Origin of the sequence: Paenibacillus sp. FSL H7-0918 (genome assembly GCF_038007025.1) — a bacterium.
GTDB classification, from domain to species: Bacteria; Bacillota; Bacilli; order Paenibacillales; family Paenibacillaceae; genus Paenibacillus_AQ; species Paenibacillus_AQ odorifer.
The window spans coordinates 1,340,634-1,356,439 of sequence record NZ_JBBOWJ010000001.1 but is presented as its reverse complement, the minus strand read 5'-3'; the positions used below and the strand labels follow the sequence as shown (position 1 = coordinate 1,356,439).

Genomic DNA, 15,806 nt, shown 5'->3' with positions numbered 1-15,806 from the left:
AACAAGTGTTCTTATTTTTTGGAGGCGATCACATGAAAATGAGTGTTGGCCAAACAGTTGAAATTATATATCAGGACAAAGCGGAAAAGATTACGCAACGCAAGATCGAGGTCTATGGTATTCGTGACGGTCGTATCCGGGCTACATGCCTGACCACCAACTCGCCCCGTGTATTCTTAGAATCCAGTATCCTGTCATGGCAACCCATACAGGAGAGACGCTATGCTTAGCGATACGGCCCGCAAGCTGTTGATGATTATGCGGCATTGCTCGGTGCATCATGGATACATGCCTACGATAGAGGTACTGGAGACAAAGAGCGGACGGACACCAGAAAAGATTCTAGCCGGGCTGCAGGAATTGGCAGAGGACAACTACATTCTGTGGGAATTTGGGAAACCACCTGAGAGTGCAGTTGTCGTTGAGGGATGGGAGCGAAAAGAGGATCGACCAGCATATGTTTCATGGGGCATTGACGGTGGCCATATAGATTACTGGACAGATTACTAGGAAGGTATACATAATTGTAATGACATAGCTAAACCACAGGAGCACTTCCTGGGGTTTAATTTTATTCACAACCTATACCGTCTCCGTCTCGATCGAGCTTTCTTGAGTAGCCAGGGTCACCTGCATAGATTGGATCTGCGCCGGCTGCCCTAACGGCGGAACAGTTTTTGTAATAAACATCTTGGACTGGTTGGGGTGTTGCTGTTGGCTTTTTAGTAGGAGCAGCAGTTGGCTTCTTTGTTTGTGCTGCAGGTTTTTTCGTTTCAACAGGTTTCAAAGTAGCCACTGGTTTTGGTGAGGGTTTGACAGTAGCAGTTGGTTGAGTACTTACTTTCGCAACTACAGTATCATCATACCCTTTATCAGTTGCGTAATCTTCTATGCTCCAAATCCCTAACTTAGCCGACTGTGCTTTCTTTTGGATCTCCCTAAATTGATCAACATATTTGACATCAGGCTGATAAACAGCAACCCTCGCAAGCCCCTTTTCAAGCAACATTTCATTTACCATCTTATCACCAACGTATGCATATGCTAAAATGCGTCCATATTTATCCCGCTCAGATACGTCATATTCGAGTTTTACAGTTTTTCCTGTAAGGATTTCTGCTGTATAAGCACTCGCTTCAAGGCCAAAAGGTTGAACCGGCTTAGAAGGATGTTTAGTCTCCGGTGTATCAATAAGTATGAGCCGCACTTTCTCAGATGTGCCGTCTTGTAATTTGACCGTAAAGGTATCCCCATCAGTGACGGAGATTACCTGAACTTCAATTGTTTCCGCAGATGACATTAAACTTGCTGGTTCGATATTTTGCTTTGTATCAACCGACGTTGACACTTTTTCAGTACTTTCAGTCTTGTTAACATTTTCCACAATTTTTTCTTTTGCTACGGAGTTTCCTTGCTCGACAGTTGTAACTTTAGGAATAGTTACTACAAACAATATAAGAGATATCGCAATAGTGATTAATGAATATGTGGTAACCGCTTTGCGTGTCTTTTTAGTTGGATCTCCCCAGCGAATAATTAGTGAAGGCTTAATCAGACCTATAATCCAAATCGGTATTGCAACAAAGGATATCAAGAAAAAGTTAATAGCTATAGCATCCCGAAAAGATATGCCCGTAAAAATAAGAATTTCTATTAAAGCGATAATACTAAGAGAAATCAGAAACTTTTTTGATCTGAGCATCAAGGAACCCCTTTTCTATAAATAGATGAAGTTAGCTTAGCAGAAATGGGAGATTATGACTATTAAATTCAAACGGGAACTTTATCAGAATATTCATGATTGGCACAGCGGAAGCTTGAGATTCTGAGATTGACGGGGTGGGTTCATTTATATATAAGAAATACGATTATACAAACTATAACAAAAGAAAATCACCTGATAAAATCTCGGGGAAATTACATAATCTATTTTCATCAGTTTGTACCTGTTTCTACTCCACGAGTAGAAAAAATAGATCATATTTCAAACTGGTTATGACCTGTTTTTATGGGCTATGTAAAAAGATAATATGAAGTATTGTACCTTGCCAATATCAGCTGGGTATTTTTGCGATCAGAAAAATTTTCCTTTATCGTTACATACATGTTGTGGGAAATGGATTATATTTAGAATACACAGTTTGGAAGCATCGGCAGTGTAATCCGGAAGTATCAAGAAGAGACCTCGCGGATCAGTAACCGCCAAGTCTCTTTCTTATATTCTAGGGGGGGATACATTGTTAAAACCGTCGTCCTCATGATATTGATAATTATCATTTCAGCAGTTGTAGTCTATATTTTTCTGCCAAAAAGGCAGAAGTGTATTCAAAGAATACAGTGATTGATCCTCTTAAGATTACGATCCAAGATATAGACCGTATAGAAGAGGGGACTGATTTAATTTTTACTGATCATGAAGCATATCGAATCCATATTATGCTAACATTGAGTGATTGAATTATTTTGACACAAAGGAGACGAATCCTTGAAGACATATAATGAGATGCTGCTTTCCACACCTTTTATGATAAATGGCAGACTTGAATCGGAAAGTTTCGCATTGAGACCAATTTCTCCCCCAAATCATATGCCTAGATATGAAGAATTTCAATATACAAGTGTTTTTAGAAGTATGTTTGTTTTAAGTCTTACTGTTGAAGTCGATAGCATTAATCCTTTAGGGGTGGATAATAAATCTCTTGGCCCGTATCATAAAACTCCACTTGAGATTGCAGACATGGATGGAGTACGAGCTCTGAAAGTATTTAGAAACTTTTTGTCTTTGCATTATGGGAAAATTTTCTTTGATCATGGTGTTACGAGAATAAATGATCATTTCAGTCTACCAAATATTAATTATTTTATCCCACTGAAAAATGCTAGACATCCAGTTTGTAATATGTTGGATAGGTTGGATTTTAGTCAATCTGGTGAGCTTTCTAACAGTGAAGACAGCTTGAAAAGGCTTGGGGTTTTATTGAAGAAGGGTACAAATAAGAACAAGGATTTTTTGAAATCACTAAATCTATACTACAATGCATTAGAGCAGTATAATATAAATGAAACACTAAGTTTTATGTTGTTTGTTACATCCATAGAAACTTTAACACATAAGTATTCTAAAAAAAGTAATATAACATCTCGAAATCTAGATTCAGATGATTATTTCTTTACCAAAATTATAAATATTATCGAAACGGATGTTGGTCAATCTGAAAATCGTGATTTTTTGAAGGGATTTGTTTTAGAGAGATATAAGGTAAAGATGAAATTTGTAGATTTTGTGCTTCAATTTTTGAATGAGAACTTTTATGAAATTTGGGAAGATCGAGGAATAGATAGAAGTGCTATTAGTAAAGAGGAAATAGAAGAATTATTGAACAGAATTTATAATCTACGATCAAATTACTTGCACCGTGGAGAAGATATATCGATTGAAATTAAGTTATATTCACTTTTGATATTGATTGAAAGAATTACAAGATTTATTTTGATTAAAGTATTTGATGAGCTGACAGCTTGATAAGCTTCATATTATGGAAATGCGATTGTTTGGATACTAAATTAAAAGTATTCAAGATATATGCCGATCTATGATACTACCGCTTCTCTTAAATGTACATTGGTAGCATTAATGATCAAGGATATTCTCGGATTTGAATTTGGAAAGAGGATGGATAAGAGTTAGTACATAATAAAACCCCGGATATTCACCGGGGTTCATTTTTAATCTTCGAACAAATCGTCCATTAGCTGCTGAATGTCTTCTTTTCTCTTTTTCGAGTCATTCTTATCGATCAGAATTTCATTATCTTTAAAAATAAGGGTATCTCCAGACTTTGCCTCTTTAGGTAAAATTGATTTTAAGATATCCTCAGTTTGCCCTTCAAATTCTACAACGGCATACTCACCTTCAAAGCGGTCAATGATTCCTTTATGCATTTACTTAGCCCCCTTAGTCGATGTAAAAGTGATTTTATTTCCATCACTTATTGCAGTAATTGTACCTTTTTGGTCAGTTCGTAACACTGAAGTATTCGCATTTTTTAACCTTGTAAGAATCCCGGAATCTGGATGCCCGTAATTGTTTTTACCGACGCTTATTACTGCGTACTGTGGTTTAACAGCGTCGATGAATGCTTTACTGGTCGAACTACTGGAGCCATGATGCCCGACTTTTAATACGTCAGCTTTTAAATTCATGCCATCGGCTAACATATCGTTCTCAGAAGCCTTCTCGGCATCGCCGGTAAAGAGGAAGGACTTGTTTTTATATGTAACCTTTAAGACGGCACTCCAGTCGTTAAGGTTATCTCCATATTCTCTGGTAGGTGCCAGGAACTTCGCCTCAACACCAGTTAAAGGAATAGTAACTCCTTTAGTCACAGCTTTGATGGTACGTCTTTCATTCTTCACAGCAGTCAAAAAATCTTTGTATGTTTCAGTGGTATGTGATACTTTTGGAGCGTAGACAGATTTAACGTCCAATGCTTTTAGAACATCATCTAATCCACCAATGTGATCCGCGTCAGGATGAGTAGCAACCAGGGCATCAAGTGTTTTTACACCAAGAGCATTCAGGTACTTTACTACATTCTTACCCTGATCGTTATTACCTCCGTCAATGAGGACATATTGATTGTTCGGAGTTCGAATTAGAGTAGAGTCACCTTGTCCAACATCAAAAAAGTACACCTGAAGAGTGCCAACGTTTTGTTTCTTTGGTAAAAGCAAAGTTGGAGCTGGTGTAGCTGTAGGCTTTGCTGTTGGTTTCGCGGTAGGCTTAACAGCTGGTTTAGCAGTGGCAGCCGGTTTTGAATTTGAACTTCCACCATTGTGGTAATGGTATTCTCCGTTTTTTAGTCCCCACTTTGCGCAATTGGTGCGGCAATAATGACCGCCATTTGCATCGGTGCGTCCTGGATGCGCCTCAGCAAGTACAGGCATCAACAATAAAACAAGTGACATGAAGATTGGCACAATAATTCTTTTCATAAAAAAATAAACCCCCAATGTATGATTCTGGGAGTATTCTATCAGTTATAGGTAATTTTTTCTAGAGAACATTACGAAAACTTGCTAACGAATTTGTAAACGAAGTATCTGATATAGAGTTAAATTCATGAATAGAAAAACCCCTATAATAGAAGAAAAAGAAACACAGTTAAGCTTATTTTAACCTTTCCCCAAGCTCAGTTGGTTAGAGCGGTCGGCTCATAACCGATTGGTCGGGGGTTCGAGTCCCTCAGGGCCCACTTATCAAAAACCCTTACTTTGTAAGGGTTTTTTGCTGTCTGTAGGTTCCCTTGTAAGTAGAAGTGGATGAGTTGGAAAAGCGACAAAATAGAAAATGATCACATTTTGGTCACGGCGTTGTTAGATCCTCTGGTTTTATCACAGATCATCTGGAAAACGGTAAAAAGTATGTATTCTGTGGAACTGCACTCTTGTAGAGGAAAGGGGGACAGTCAAGACATATAGACTATTAAGTAGCAAGCACCATACGCCGTAGATTTTGATTGAATTAAAAGCATGTCCAATACGCTGAAATTGATGATTTCTTTGAACAGGTTAATGCTATTTTGATAAGAAGCAATAAAGGATGCCGCATGTTCGCTCGGCATCCTTTATTGCAAGTAGATATACTAACTTAACAGCCTTTTAATTTATCATCAGAAGTTGATTAATAGCTTATTGATTATCCCCAAACCAGATGTTCTCAGTACCGGTCCGCGTGTCTGTCCATACGCTCACTAGACGGCCTGTTTGGGGGACGATGGCATTACCGATGTAGTCCCCAATTAGGGGGATGCCGGTGACGTCAAAGGAAGTTGTTGTTATCCGGGTGTTTGTATACGTCATACCGCCATCTCTAGATGTTGCTAGATAAACATCAAGGTTGAGGGGGTTGACTCGATTAGTGTAATAGGTAACGAATATTGCACCATCCGCAGGGGATACGGTGATGGCTGGGAAAAAGTTTTGGGAGCCCACCGGACTACCTGTAATGGATATTGGTGCCCCCCAATCCACACCAAAATTGGTGGAAGTGGCAAGAAAAATATCGGAATAACCTTCTCGAAAATCTTGCCATACAGCATAGACATTACCTCGCGTCGTCGGTGCATTAGAAATATCTGCTGCGAGGGAAGGGTATGTCAGACATCTAAATGTATATCCCGGCAATGGATCTGGTGGGACTACAACGCTGGCGACCATGGTTTCAGGAGTAAAAATGACCCCACCGTCTGAGGATGTGCGAATTTTAAGATCAGTATTACCGGGAGGCTGATTGATCCATCCCACGATAACAATCCCATTTAATGTAATTGCTATACCGGGGAATTCTTCGAATTCTTCGACCGAAGACAGCAGGGAGGGACTGGAATAGGTACTACCGTTATCTAGGGAACGATTGAAGAATATCGTATTTCCCGGTATGAATTGTGTGTTGTAATCATGCGTATAACCAGTATATACATTTCCAAAAAAGGGACTTGATCCAGCTTTGTCGGTGACAACGACTACCTGATCATCATTTACAAACTGCCCAAACCCTTGATTCACGATGACTGGCGGTCCGAATGAAGAGGCATTGTCGGCAGATGTATAGGAGACGATCGACCCGCTGAGACCGTCTGAATCGAAGGCGTGGGCTAATACTACGAAAGTGGTCGGGAAAATATAATCAATATGTGGTGCTTCGATGCCTGCAAATCCTGTCGGTAACGGCAATAACGTTGTTGTCCAAGTGGCACCTGCGTCAATAGATTTGTATAAACCTATATTAGGAGGGCCTAATCGAAGATCTACAGCTACGGCAACCATAACTGAAGGATTAAGCCAATTTACCGCGATGGTGGGCTCAAACTGAACGCTTGCGCTCGGCGAAATTTGAATATTAGCCATGCTAAGCTCCTTTCGTCAGAGAGTTTTTGGTACTTATGGGTTCAGCTGAGCTATGAAAGTAAGTTCGGATTGCAGCACTCTTTGATGGGGAATGACGTTTCCTGACGAATCCGTTCCGAACACCGTGATAATCGTGTCTGCCGGTGCGTTTCCAGTTACGAGAAATTGGACTTCATAAGCTGAATTGCCTGCGATATTAAAACCGAGAAACTGGCTGGTGTTAGCATTAACATTTAATGAGTTGGAGTAGACTAAACCTTTACTAACCAAGGTATTCCATACGTAAACGTGATAGACTACGTTAGATGAAAAACTAAGGTTGTCATTATCGATATTAATGAGCACGTTGGATGCTGGGGTAGTCCCTGTGTTCGTAATGATGCCTGTTGTTGTTGCCATGAGCTTCACCTCTTTATTAGTTTGCTATATATATATGAATTGAGATTCATTGTGTTTGGACAAGGGAATCAGAAAAATCGCGGAAATGAATACTGAGAGGTCTTATTAGGTGGGGAAACACATATAAAATTTCAGCATGATCTGAAGCAACTTGATTATAAGTTGAACAGCAATTGACGATTTTTACGACTTCTCTGCCACTGCTGATCTTCGTAAGGCGCATGCAGGTAACTATTCGCTATCCGCAGGAGAATTTTAGAATTTTAAATAGAAGGTCTGACATTCATTTTAAATAAATGTTATAATTATAATATCAGTGTGTAGAGATATTGGTCTTTTTTATTGGGCCAAAAATATATGTCTCATGATACGTCTGCCATCTGAAATATTATTCACGGAGATGACAAACATGCATGGAGACACAAGACTGCCCAGAAACGGAAAAGAAGGTATACTATTTTTACTCATTATTTCAATCATTTCAGTTAACACTATTGCCCCTATTATTGTGGGGTTGGAACGCGGCTTCAGTAAGGAAGTGTATATAGATACACTAAAGGTTATTCCGTTTATGTGGATGATCGTAGTTTTATCCGTAAGATTAGTTGCAGGACCGATTGTTGGAAAAGTGATGCCGAAATTCATGGGACAAACCGATGGATTTAATGCAAGGATTCTGTTGAATACTTTATTGAATGTCACAGTGTTATCTATTTTACTATCAATTATCGGCACATGGGTTGGGACGAAACAAATAAGCCTGGATCCACTTAAAAACTTCCTTCACATCTGGCCGAGAAACTTTGGAATAGCATTTTGGATTGAACTGTTGGTTGCGCAGCCGATCGCAAGATTTGCGATGAAAACATTACACGCAAGACAGGATCGTAAAACAGAAAGTGTAAATGCGTAACTAGCTAGAATTTTGTAGACGAATAAGAAAAAGGAGCGTCCATGGTGGGCGTTTCTTTTTTGTAGCAATCGGAAGTGGAGAGAGACCCTGTGTTCCTTTGAAATTTGATTCGATAACAATTACGTGAAAGATGCTTCTCCTGTCGGACACTGCTGACCCTTAAAGCGGTTTTTTTCCACATTTGCAATTCTAACGGACTCCATAGTCGCTATTGGCATAAAAAGTACCGCATTTGAGCCTCTTTCTAGGCATTAGCGTCCATGGAGTCCGAAACCATGCTCTTAAGGCTGAAAATCAGCAAATAGCGACATCTGGGTCCGATAGCTCGAGGTGGAGGAGGTTAGTTCGTTAATTCGTTAGCTCGTTAGTGCCGTGCTCCTCACAGATTTAGTTGCAGAAATTACAATGAGAAGCAGCTTTTAAAGGAACAATCAGTAGTCTCACCTCTACAACCATAATATCTAGTATGCGGGCTCGTAAACCATACAGTAAAGCACAAAACGGCACTGCTCCAAACCATGAAATGGTTTTGAAGCAGTGCCGTTTTTGTTAGCAGCCAGCTAAATTGTCCAATGGAGAGCAGGGCGACCGAAACGAGGTACTCAATTACTTCCGATCGCAGTCCCAGTCGCCGTCCCGATCGCAGTCCCGATCGCAGTCCCGATCGCAGTCCCGATCGCAGTCCCGATCGCAGTCCCAACCGCTTTCCCTGGGTTTCCACCAGCATCCCTAAAGTTTCATGCTGTTCCACAGCTGCTGGAATGCCCCGGATTCGACCTCGAAGAATGCCGGTGCTTGACCGTAGCGTACAAGTCCTTGACCGAACAGCGTCAGCTCTACTCGGGCGTTGTCTTCCAGCTGTAAATAGATGATCTTGCGGTCTTCGCTGTCGTAGATGCCTTGCTCGATCAGCGGCTCTGCTGCCAGCGGTTTAGCAGCTTGGAGGGCTGTCAGGAAGCCATCAAGCGCCTCGCCATTGGCAAGTGGCGCCTGCTGCTGGAGGCCGTTGTTCCAGCTGTTGAAGCTTTCCCATTGTGCAGAAGTAACTCGGCCTTCAAGATTCAGCTTGCCGAACAGGTCGGCGCCGCTGTTTATGGTGATGCCGTTGGTGTGCTCATACAGTTCGGCGAATACCTCGCCGTTGATTTCCGAATAGGACATAATCAGAAAGCTGGAGTCATAGCCCTTCACGGAATAGAGATCCGTTTCGCCGATGTTCGAGGCTAACTCAATATATTCGTCGTTACCGCTCCATTCGTTGATGCCGCCTGTAGTGCGTCCCAACTTATCACCGCGCAGAGCAGCAGCATCGGCAGCGTCAATGCGAGTCGCTGACTGTGTATAAATATTATTTTTATACACGACCAAGGCGATCATATCTGCCTTCACGCCAGACTCCTTATCTGGCAGTTTCAGCTTGGGAATGACAATGCTGCCGGATGTAGCTGTGCCTGAATTGCCAGCATTGCTTGCACCCGGAGTTACCTGGGCAACCTGCCCCGGGGAGGTCTGACTGTTCAACTGCTGCCATATACTAGGCCCAGCCAGACCGATTCCTGCGGCGAGCACGACACTTGCCGCGATATAAACGGTTTTGCGCGGACGCTTCCGCTCCTGCCGCTGCTCTATTTTATCGAAAAGTTCTCTTTTCATCTCTTCACCTGGTTTCATCGAATCCACCGCTTTCTTATATGATGTTCGAAACTGATCTTCCTTCACTGTGGTTCCGCTCCTTCCAGCTCCAGTTTTAACAGTTGCCGTCCCCGCTGAAGTCTCATCTTCACGGCAGACTGACTAATCTGCAGAATCTTGCTGATCTCCTGGATGGGATAGTCCTCGTAATAATAAAGATGGATTACGGTTTTATACTTCATGGGCATCGCCATAACTAACTGCAGCAGAGCCCAATCCTCGGGGCTGTCTGCCGCAATTGGCTCAGCGCTCTCCAGCTTAACCTCACGCTTGCGCCAGCCTCTGCCCAGTAGTGTTTTACAATGGTTGGTGATTACCCGGATCAGCCATGCCTTCTGATGTTCGGCATCTTTGAACTCCGGCGCTTTTTCTATTAGCTTGATGAAGGTATCCTGAGTGGCTTCTTCGGCATCTTGCCGGCTGCCTAGATGGACCAAAGCGATCCGGAACAGCATATCTGCGTAGATTTCGTAACTCTTCATCACATGATTTCCCGGCCGGGTCATGGATCGCTGCATGATACTGTGCCCCCTTTACCTATAACACCATTTAGGACGGCATTAGGTCACATTTTGTTCCTGAGAAAATTCCTTTGTGTTTGAGCGTAAAGAATGCCTATTCATAAATTATCTCCAGAGGCTTACGGACTCAGAAGTCGTTATTTGCATATTTATAGGCTTTTGATCAGGTTCGCGGACTCCAGTGACGCTATTCCTTAAAAAGGAGGTCTTATATGGTGTTTTTCATGCCAATAAAGGCTATGGGGTCCGCCACACTTTGAAATGGAGGGTTATACCGCGCATAAGATCAACTGTGTCCGATAGCTGCTAAGAACCACGCCAATGTTATCTGTAGTCAGTGGACCTAATGTATAAAAAGGGGCTTCGTTACAAGTTTCAAGTTGCTTATCCATATTCTCTTTAATCAAGTGCATCGGCACATGTCCTGGACCCTCTACCATCACCTGTTTACGCAAACGATGTTTACCTATTTAGAGCAGGGAAGATCAAAAAAACGCGTTTGCCCAAGCAGCCATGATGCTGACTGCTGAACAAACGCGTCTTTTTAATAGGGCAACTCCTTCACGGGAGATTTTCCTCGATATGTTTATATGTATAGCTCGGATTATTACCTTTAACAGGAGCCCTGCTGTATTGAAAGATCCTTCCATTTTCTTTTCGATAAAAGTATCTTGCGTAGGGTTCGTCTGCAAAAATCACCGTGGTACTTACGAGGGGAGCTTTGGCAATCTGGGTGTATACTTTATCAAAATCTTCTTTCTTATAATTTCTCGTCTCTACTAGATAATGAATGACTTCTCTGTTCATATGATTTTGGAAGTAGTGGAAGGCTAAGGATGTTATTCCATAGATTAAAAGGATTAGAACGATGAAGATTAGTTTTGTTTTTTTCTTCATTAATTCCCTCCATATAAATAATTTGTATATAGTATAAGATAATATACTGAGACTGGTATGTCATTCATAGATATATGACGCAGGAGGAAGAGAAAATACTGGAGCTGGAGCAGCAAATTAAGATGCTGGAGGACCAGGCAAGTCCGAGGCTGCCGGGGGTGAAAATCTTTTAGTTTTTAATATGGGGTTTTGTAGGTGTATTCGTTATTCTAATTCTTATTGGTGTGATACAGTTTGTATTTGCATAACAGATTATACAAAAAGGCAGCAAATACTGATAGTAATCCAGGCGTAAGCGAAAGAAGAATTGCCGGGACATACTATATTTGCTGCCTTTTAACTTATGAAGAATAATGATTCTCTTTTAGTCCTCTTTGGGTTCTTGTAATAAAATGGAGAAGGTCCCCGTTTCGTGATCCACCTCAATCGTCTCAATGCCCACGAAATCCGGGATTTCGGGGTGTACTGCATCTACATTATAATCCGGATGAGTCAGTAATAATTCAATTACTTTAATGGCTTCCATGTCGTTCCCCCTCACGAGAAATTCCACCATAAATGAATATGCAGAGCACTATTGCAACTAAGCTTATTATCTCCGTGATCCGTTGCGAATATGTGTCAGTCGTTCTTCGTTTCTTCCCATCACGGCCAATAATTGCCCTTGGAACACACGTCTTTGGATCTGATCAATCCGCTGTAAGGCCAGCTCGGCAGGAACTTGAAATTCTGCTGCGAGATAGGAGATGGCATCCTCCCGTTGCTCAGGCAATGTCATGCGGGAGATCATGGAGTAAGGCATCGCCGCATACAAGATAAAACGCTCGGATTCATCCTCCTGTGCCCGCGTGAAATGCTCTGGCATCAAGGTCTGATTATCACTGCCATGGCGAAGGAGGTGACACAGTTCATGAAGAAACTCTAGCCGTTGAAGATTGGCTGGAAGGCGGTTGTCGATAAACAGGCTGTACATCCCTGCAGACGCTTCAATGCTCTTGCTTCTCACATCCAAATAATGAACCCAGATATTAAGCCGCTCTGCAATATACGATATTGAAATTTGTGAGGGCTGATGAAGATTTAATCGCTTGTATAAATCCTCCGTCCATTTCTCAAGCACAGTCATTTGATAATATGATTTCATGTTCTCCAACTTATTCACCTCGTTTAAAATCACTAATAAATCACTAATGGGATCGTATGTTCGCATAAATGCGCAAAAGAAAAGCCCGAAGGGCTATGTAGAGTAAAAAAATGCTAAGGATACACAGGAACATTCGTTCTCATGTATCCTTAGCATAAAGCAATTACACACTAATATCAAGTGTTTTTCCCAAATTAGGAGCAACGCTTTTGCCCAGCATTTCCACCATGGTTTGGCTCTGGGTTTCAGCCTGATTCTTGGCAATATTCATGACCTGTATCCCAACATTTTGAGCTAAGGATGCTTGGCTCATTGCCATTGATAATGCAGCTATATCCATATTGCACCTCCTTTGTGTATATCCTGTTTATCGACTGTCCACCTTCAATTCATTAGGTGATTGGCATTTGTTTGCCAATTCGCCCAAACGGCTTATCTCCTTTTTACATATCTTGTGCTGTAGTCATTAATCATTAGGAGGAATTGAAAATGGGAATGGAACATGGTTGTGGTTGTAACGTAGGTCCGGTAGTAAGTCCAGCATCAGTAGGTCCGGTGTGTAGTCCTTGGACTTCAACAGGAGCAATTCTGGTACTTTTCATCTTGCTGGTTATCATCACTAAAGCTTGCTTATTCTAAGTTAGCTGATGTGCAGTGTAGCCCCATCTGGCGAATGCCAGGTGGGGCTATTCTGTTGCCTGGGGCTGGTCAGACAGACCGTTATTTAAACATAAATTCTACCCGGGTTCCGTCTGCATAATCCTCCAGCTGATTGCCAACCCAGCTTCCTGCCCCGCGGTTATCGCTTGGCGTTATGTATTCAATGTCGGCACCAACGCCGCCTTCCTTACACATAGCCATTGGCCATTCATCCCGGTCATACCCCTTTTTAGTGGGAATCCCTTTTAAGGACTCTTTACGGTTCTCTTCAGCCTGCTCTCGGTTAATCGTACATGTGGCGGATTCACCTTTCGCAATGGCATCCTGAATATGTTTGGCGGTCTCAGGATAGCGGTCTGATGGGAAGGTTAGCTGAACAACACTCGAATCGGATGGAGACGAGGGGTCTGTAGGCTCTCCGTTTTGTTCAAACCAGTAACTAGCCAAAGCAAGTAATGCAACAATGATGAGACTGGAGATCCATTTTTTTACTTTCAATTCTGCTCCTCCTTTTTTGGCACTTAAAATAGTATATCTTATATCATAATTCAGTGCGATTTAATATAATTAGGTAAAATAAAGGAGGACGGAACTGGATATGGAGTACATAATTACCATTGAGGATCAGACGCTTATTGCGGCTGCCGAAGATATAATTACCAGGCGTTATGAATGGGGACGGCACCATGTGGGTGCAGCGCTTCGTACTAAAACAGGAGAGATTTTTACAGCGGTACATGTGGAAGCCAGCATGGGGAGGATTACAGTCTGTGCAGAAGCGATGGTGATTGGCAAAGCGATATCCGAAGGTTATAAGGAATTTGATACGATTGTTGCGGTAAGGCATTCTGATCCAGACAGCGAGGGAAAAGAGATTAAAGTAGTTTCTCCCTGCGGCATGTGCCGAGAGTTAATTGCGGATTACGGAATAGACTGCAAGATAATTGTATCGGAGGATGACCGATTAGCTAAATATGAAATCACTGAACTATTGCCTTTAAGGTACACGAGATAAGAAAAAAAGTAATGAGGAGCCGCGGAGCTCCTTTTTTTGTTGAGCCGTGAATTTATTCAGCAGTTCCTTATATCGTCCCAACTTATTTTACAACTTCATGTCCATTCGCTGAGTTCATGTCATTATTGTCCCCATACTATAACTTAAAAAGATTTAAAAGGATGGTGAGAATAGATGGAGCAGCGGATTATTCGTCAGATGGTTGATTCAGCATCAAGGTTCGTGGGCGATGTGCAGTGGCAGATGGCTTTTCGCAGATTACAAATGGCTCCGGCGGATTCGGGGCTGTCGTCCTCGGCTCAGCTATTGCTGAATACCCTCTATTACTTGCAGGGAAAGGGTGTGATAAGCGGCCAACATGATTATTTGGAAAGTGCAGACGAGCTCATGGAGAAGCTTAAAAATAGCAGCGGGCAATATGCTGCGCTGCATGGCTACGAGCTGGGCGCAATCAATAATCAGTCACAGGCTCTAATTGACAATCAACGGAATTGGGTCGTCAGCAGTGCGATACGCTGGTCTAGGGCCGGCGGGATCGTAACGATGTGTTATCACGCTGCATTACCGGGGACAGCGCCAACTTGGGGGAATGTAAATACGAGCCTAAGCAATGCTGATTTTGATAAATATATAACCCCAGGTACCACCCAGTATAATGCTCTGTTAGCTGATCTGGATAAGATGGCCCTGTCGCTGAAAAAGCTTAATGACGCAGGGGTTCCTGTACTTTGGCGGCCGTATCATGAAATGAATGGTGGATGGTTTTGGTGGGGGCAAAAGAGCAATTACGCTGCATTGTGGAACCTTATGTTCGATCGTTTTACCAATTATCATAAGCTGCATAATTTATTGTGGGTTTGGAGTCCAAATGCAAAAAATCAGTGGTGTGATGAGCCGGCAGAATACTATCCGGGCAGTGATAAGGTAGATGTGCTGGCGCTCGACATTTATGACGCGGATTTCAAGATTAGTCATTATGATAATTTATGGGATCTGGGTCGTGGCAAGCTGATTGCGATTGGTGAGAATGGAGAGCTTCCGTCTGCTGAACTGTTGTCCAAAACACAGCCCAAATGGTCTTATCAGCTGACCTGGGGGAAACTCCTCTATGAGAAGAATACCGATGCTGTGATAAAAGCTTTTATGAACGATAAAATGGTATTCACACGAGAGGAGTATGCTGCTGAGGCCGCCGCTTTCGCTGCTATCGGGGATAGTGTGCTGGAGAGTGGACTCTGTGGCCAATATTACAATAACATGACGCTTAGCGGCACGCCTGCACTGTTGCGTACGGATGCCAATATTAACTTTTCATGGAGACAAGGTTCGCCTGATCCTGCCATTCGTGTAGATGCGTTCTCTGTGCGGTGGAGTGGGAAGCTGACGGCTGCTTTTAGCGAGGTGTATACCATTTATTCCTACTCTGATGATGGGATACGGGTATGGATTGATGGCGGGCTAGTCATTGATAGTTGGGTGAATCAGAGCGGCCAGGAACGAAAAGGGAGCATAAACCTGATTGCAGGTAAGCCGTATGAAATAAAGGTGGAGTATTATGAGAATGCGGGCGACGCCCGGGTTGTTTTGCAGTGGGAGAGTCCGAGCCAGATCAAGGGGGTTATCCCAGCGGGGGCATTTTATCTTCCTTAAAAAAGA

18 protein-coding genes, 1 tRNA gene and 1 pseudogene are annotated in these 15,806 nt (G+C 42.4%); 7 read left to right on the top strand and 13 right to left on the bottom strand.

Going from position 1 to position 15,806, the window contains the following annotated elements; translation table 11 throughout:
* Nucleotides 1-222 precede the first annotated feature (222 nt).
* On the top strand, nucleotides 223-510 hold the full coding sequence (locus tag MHI15_RS06185; RefSeq protein WP_076219549.1) for a hypothetical protein: 288 nt from the start codon (nucleotides 223-225) through the stop codon (nucleotides 508-510).
* Between the two features lie 61 nt (nucleotides 511-571).
* Here MHI15_RS06185 and MHI15_RS06180 read toward each other — a convergent pair whose 3' ends face one another.
* Nucleotides 572-1,702 carry a thermonuclease family protein gene (locus tag MHI15_RS06180; protein WP_076219548.1) on the bottom strand — a complete coding sequence of 377 codons (1,131 nt, stop codon included), beginning with the start codon at nucleotides 1,700-1,702 and terminating at the stop codon, nucleotides 572-574.
* Between the two features lie 783 nt (nucleotides 1,703-2,485).
* Here MHI15_RS06180 and MHI15_RS06175 point away from each other — a divergent pair.
* Nucleotides 2,486-3,523, top strand: coding sequence for a hypothetical protein (locus MHI15_RS06175; RefSeq protein WP_340033457.1), 1,038 nt, complete (start codon nucleotides 2,486-2,488; stop codon nucleotides 3,521-3,523).
* Nucleotides 3,524-3,726: 203 nt separating this feature from the next.
* Here the strand turns inward: MHI15_RS06175 and MHI15_RS06170 are convergent, their stop codons facing one another.
* Nucleotides 3,727-3,942, bottom strand: coding sequence for a DUF3006 domain-containing protein (locus tag MHI15_RS06170; RefSeq protein ID WP_076220886.1), 216 nt, complete (start codon nucleotides 3,940-3,942; stop codon nucleotides 3,727-3,729).
* On the bottom strand, nucleotides 3,943-4,995 hold the full coding sequence (locus tag MHI15_RS06165) for an MBL fold metallo-hydrolase (protein ID WP_341164231.1): 1,053 nt from the start codon (nucleotides 4,993-4,995) through the stop codon (nucleotides 3,943-3,945). It lies immediately after the preceding gene.
* A 194-nt stretch (nucleotides 4,996-5,189) separates the two neighbouring features.
* Between MHI15_RS06165 and MHI15_RS06160 the strand changes: the two genes are divergently transcribed.
* Nucleotides 5,190-5,255, top strand: a tRNA-Met gene (locus MHI15_RS06160).
* Between the two features lie 436 nt (nucleotides 5,256-5,691).
* Here the strand turns inward: MHI15_RS06160 and MHI15_RS06155 are convergent.
* Together MHI15_RS06155 and MHI15_RS06150 are read right to left on the bottom strand one after the other, a co-directional pair.
* A complete protein-coding gene (locus MHI15_RS06155) occupies nucleotides 5,692-6,828 on the bottom strand; it encodes a sialidase family protein (RefSeq protein WP_254847654.1) in 1,137 nt (378 codons plus the stop codon).
* 114 nt (nucleotides 6,829-6,942) lie between these two features.
* Nucleotides 6,943-7,308, bottom strand: coding sequence for a hypothetical protein (locus MHI15_RS06150; RefSeq protein WP_076128842.1), 366 nt, complete (start codon nucleotides 7,306-7,308; stop codon nucleotides 6,943-6,945).
* 409 nt (nucleotides 7,309-7,717) lie between these two features.
* Between MHI15_RS06150 and MHI15_RS06145 the strand changes: the two genes are divergently transcribed.
* Entirely contained in the window at nucleotides 7,718-8,221 is a 504-nt protein-coding gene (locus MHI15_RS06145; RefSeq protein ID WP_076128844.1) for a hypothetical protein, read from the top strand.
* Nucleotides 8,222-8,950: 729 nt separating this feature from the next.
* Here MHI15_RS06145 and MHI15_RS06140 read toward each other — a convergent pair.
* The 7 genes and pseudogenes from MHI15_RS06140 to MHI15_RS06110 all read right to left on the bottom strand — a co-directional run bounded on the left by MHI15_RS06140 (nucleotide 8,951) and on the right by MHI15_RS06110 (nucleotide 12,815).
* Nucleotides 8,951-9,940, bottom strand: coding sequence for a hypothetical protein (locus MHI15_RS06140; RefSeq protein ID WP_341164230.1), 990 nt, complete (start codon nucleotides 9,938-9,940; stop codon nucleotides 8,951-8,953).
* Nucleotides 9,937-10,431: an RNA polymerase sigma factor gene (locus tag MHI15_RS06135; protein ID WP_076220021.1), complete on the bottom strand. Its 495-nt coding sequence runs from the start codon at nucleotides 10,429-10,431 to the stop codon at nucleotides 9,937-9,939. Before MHI15_RS06135 ends, MHI15_RS06140 begins: the two co-directional genes overlap by 4 nt.
* Before the next feature lie 329 nt (nucleotides 10,432-10,760).
* A pseudogene (locus MHI15_RS06130) lies at nucleotides 10,761-10,880 on the bottom strand (phosphomethylpyrimidine synthase ThiC); the annotation flags it as partial.
* 115 nt (nucleotides 10,881-10,995) lie between these two features.
* Nucleotides 10,996-11,331: a DUF3139 domain-containing protein gene (locus tag MHI15_RS06125; protein WP_076302540.1), complete on the bottom strand. Its 336-nt coding sequence runs from the start codon at nucleotides 11,329-11,331 to the stop codon at nucleotides 10,996-10,998.
* 364 nt (nucleotides 11,332-11,695) lie between these two features.
* A complete protein-coding gene (locus tag MHI15_RS06120) occupies nucleotides 11,696-11,857 on the bottom strand; it encodes a hypothetical protein (RefSeq protein WP_155288176.1) in 162 nt (53 codons plus the stop codon).
* Between the two features lie 66 nt (nucleotides 11,858-11,923).
* Nucleotides 11,924-12,475 carry an ImmA/IrrE family metallo-endopeptidase gene (locus MHI15_RS06115; RefSeq protein ID WP_036683410.1) on the bottom strand — a complete coding sequence of 184 codons (552 nt, stop codon included), beginning with the start codon at nucleotides 12,473-12,475 and terminating at the stop codon, nucleotides 11,924-11,926.
* Between the two features lie 163 nt (nucleotides 12,476-12,638).
* Entirely contained in the window at nucleotides 12,639-12,815 is a 177-nt protein-coding gene (locus MHI15_RS06110) for a YjfB family protein (RefSeq protein ID WP_076098563.1), read from the bottom strand.
* A gap of 149 nt (nucleotides 12,816-12,964) precedes the next feature.
* On the opposite strand from MHI15_RS06110, the gene MHI15_RS06105 reads away from it, so the two are divergent.
* Entirely contained in the window at nucleotides 12,965-13,114 is a 150-nt protein-coding gene (locus MHI15_RS06105; RefSeq protein WP_155288175.1) for a hypothetical protein, read from the top strand.
* A gap of 81 nt (nucleotides 13,115-13,195) precedes the next feature.
* On the opposite strand, the gene MHI15_RS06100 is transcribed toward MHI15_RS06105, so the two are convergent.
* Complete coding sequence (locus tag MHI15_RS06100; protein WP_076128851.1) at nucleotides 13,196-13,633, bottom strand: NucA/NucB deoxyribonuclease domain-containing protein; 438 nt, start codon at nucleotides 13,631-13,633, stop codon at nucleotides 13,196-13,198.
* A 100-nt stretch (nucleotides 13,634-13,733) separates the two neighbouring features.
* Here MHI15_RS06100 and MHI15_RS06095 point away from each other — a divergent pair, with 100 nt between their 5' ends.
* On the top strand, nucleotides 13,734-14,150 hold the full coding sequence (locus MHI15_RS06095; protein WP_076128854.1) for a cytidine deaminase: 417 nt from the start codon (nucleotides 13,734-13,736) through the stop codon (nucleotides 14,148-14,150).
* 174 nt (nucleotides 14,151-14,324) lie between these two features.
* Complete coding sequence (locus MHI15_RS06090; protein WP_339188116.1) at nucleotides 14,325-15,800, top strand: glycosyl hydrolase; 1,476 nt, start codon at nucleotides 14,325-14,327, stop codon at nucleotides 15,798-15,800.
* Nucleotides 15,801-15,806: the final 6 nt, after the last annotated feature.

Excerpts from the sequence above, each read along its gene's own strand:
- MHI15_RS06110 (WP_076098563.1), bottom strand. The coding sequence starts at position 12,815 with ATGGATATAGCTGCATTATCAATGGCAATGAGCCAAGCATCCTTAGCT.
- MHI15_RS06170 (WP_076220886.1), bottom strand. The coding sequence starts at position 3,942 with ATGCATAAAGGAATCATTGACCGCTTTGAAGGTGAGTATGCCGTTGTA.
- MHI15_RS06180 (WP_076219548.1), bottom strand. The coding sequence starts at position 1,702 with ATGCTCAGATCAAAAAAGTTTCTGATTTCTCTTAGTATTATCGCTTTA.
- MHI15_RS06115 (WP_036683410.1), bottom strand. The coding sequence starts at position 12,475 with ATGAAATCATATTATCAAATGACTGTGCTTGAGAAATGGACGGAGGAT.
- MHI15_RS06120 (WP_155288176.1), bottom strand. The coding sequence starts at position 11,857 with ATGGAAGCCATTAAAGTAATTGAATTATTACTGACTCATCCGGATTAT.
- MHI15_RS06105 (WP_155288175.1), top strand. The coding sequence starts at position 12,965 with ATGGGAATGGAACATGGTTGTGGTTGTAACGTAGGTCCGGTAGTAAGT.
- MHI15_RS06095 (WP_076128854.1), top strand. The coding sequence starts at position 13,734 with ATGGAGTACATAATTACCATTGAGGATCAGACGCTTATTGCGGCTGCC.
- MHI15_RS06145 (WP_076128844.1), top strand. The coding sequence starts at position 7,718 with ATGCATGGAGACACAAGACTGCCCAGAAACGGAAAAGAAGGTATACTA.
- MHI15_RS06135 (WP_076220021.1), bottom strand. The coding sequence starts at position 10,431 with ATGCAGCGATCCATGACCCGGCCGGGAAATCATGTGATGAAGAGTTAC.
- MHI15_RS06090 (WP_339188116.1), top strand. The coding sequence starts at position 14,325 with ATGGAGCAGCGGATTATTCGTCAGATGGTTGATTCAGCATCAAGGTTC.
- MHI15_RS06155 (WP_254847654.1), bottom strand. The coding sequence starts at position 6,828 with ATGGTTGCCGTAGCTGTAGATCTTCGATTAGGCCCTCCTAATATAGGT.
- MHI15_RS06185 (WP_076219549.1), top strand. The coding sequence starts at position 223 with ATGCTTAGCGATACGGCCCGCAAGCTGTTGATGATTATGCGGCATTGC.
- MHI15_RS06165 (WP_341164231.1), bottom strand. The coding sequence starts at position 4,995 with ATGAAAAGAATTATTGTGCCAATCTTCATGTCACTTGTTTTATTGTTG.
- MHI15_RS06125 (WP_076302540.1), bottom strand. The coding sequence starts at position 11,331 with ATGAAGAAAAAAACAAAACTAATCTTCATCGTTCTAATCCTTTTAATC.
- MHI15_RS06150 (WP_076128842.1), bottom strand. The coding sequence starts at position 7,308 with ATGGCAACAACAACAGGCATCATTACGAACACAGGGACTACCCCAGCA.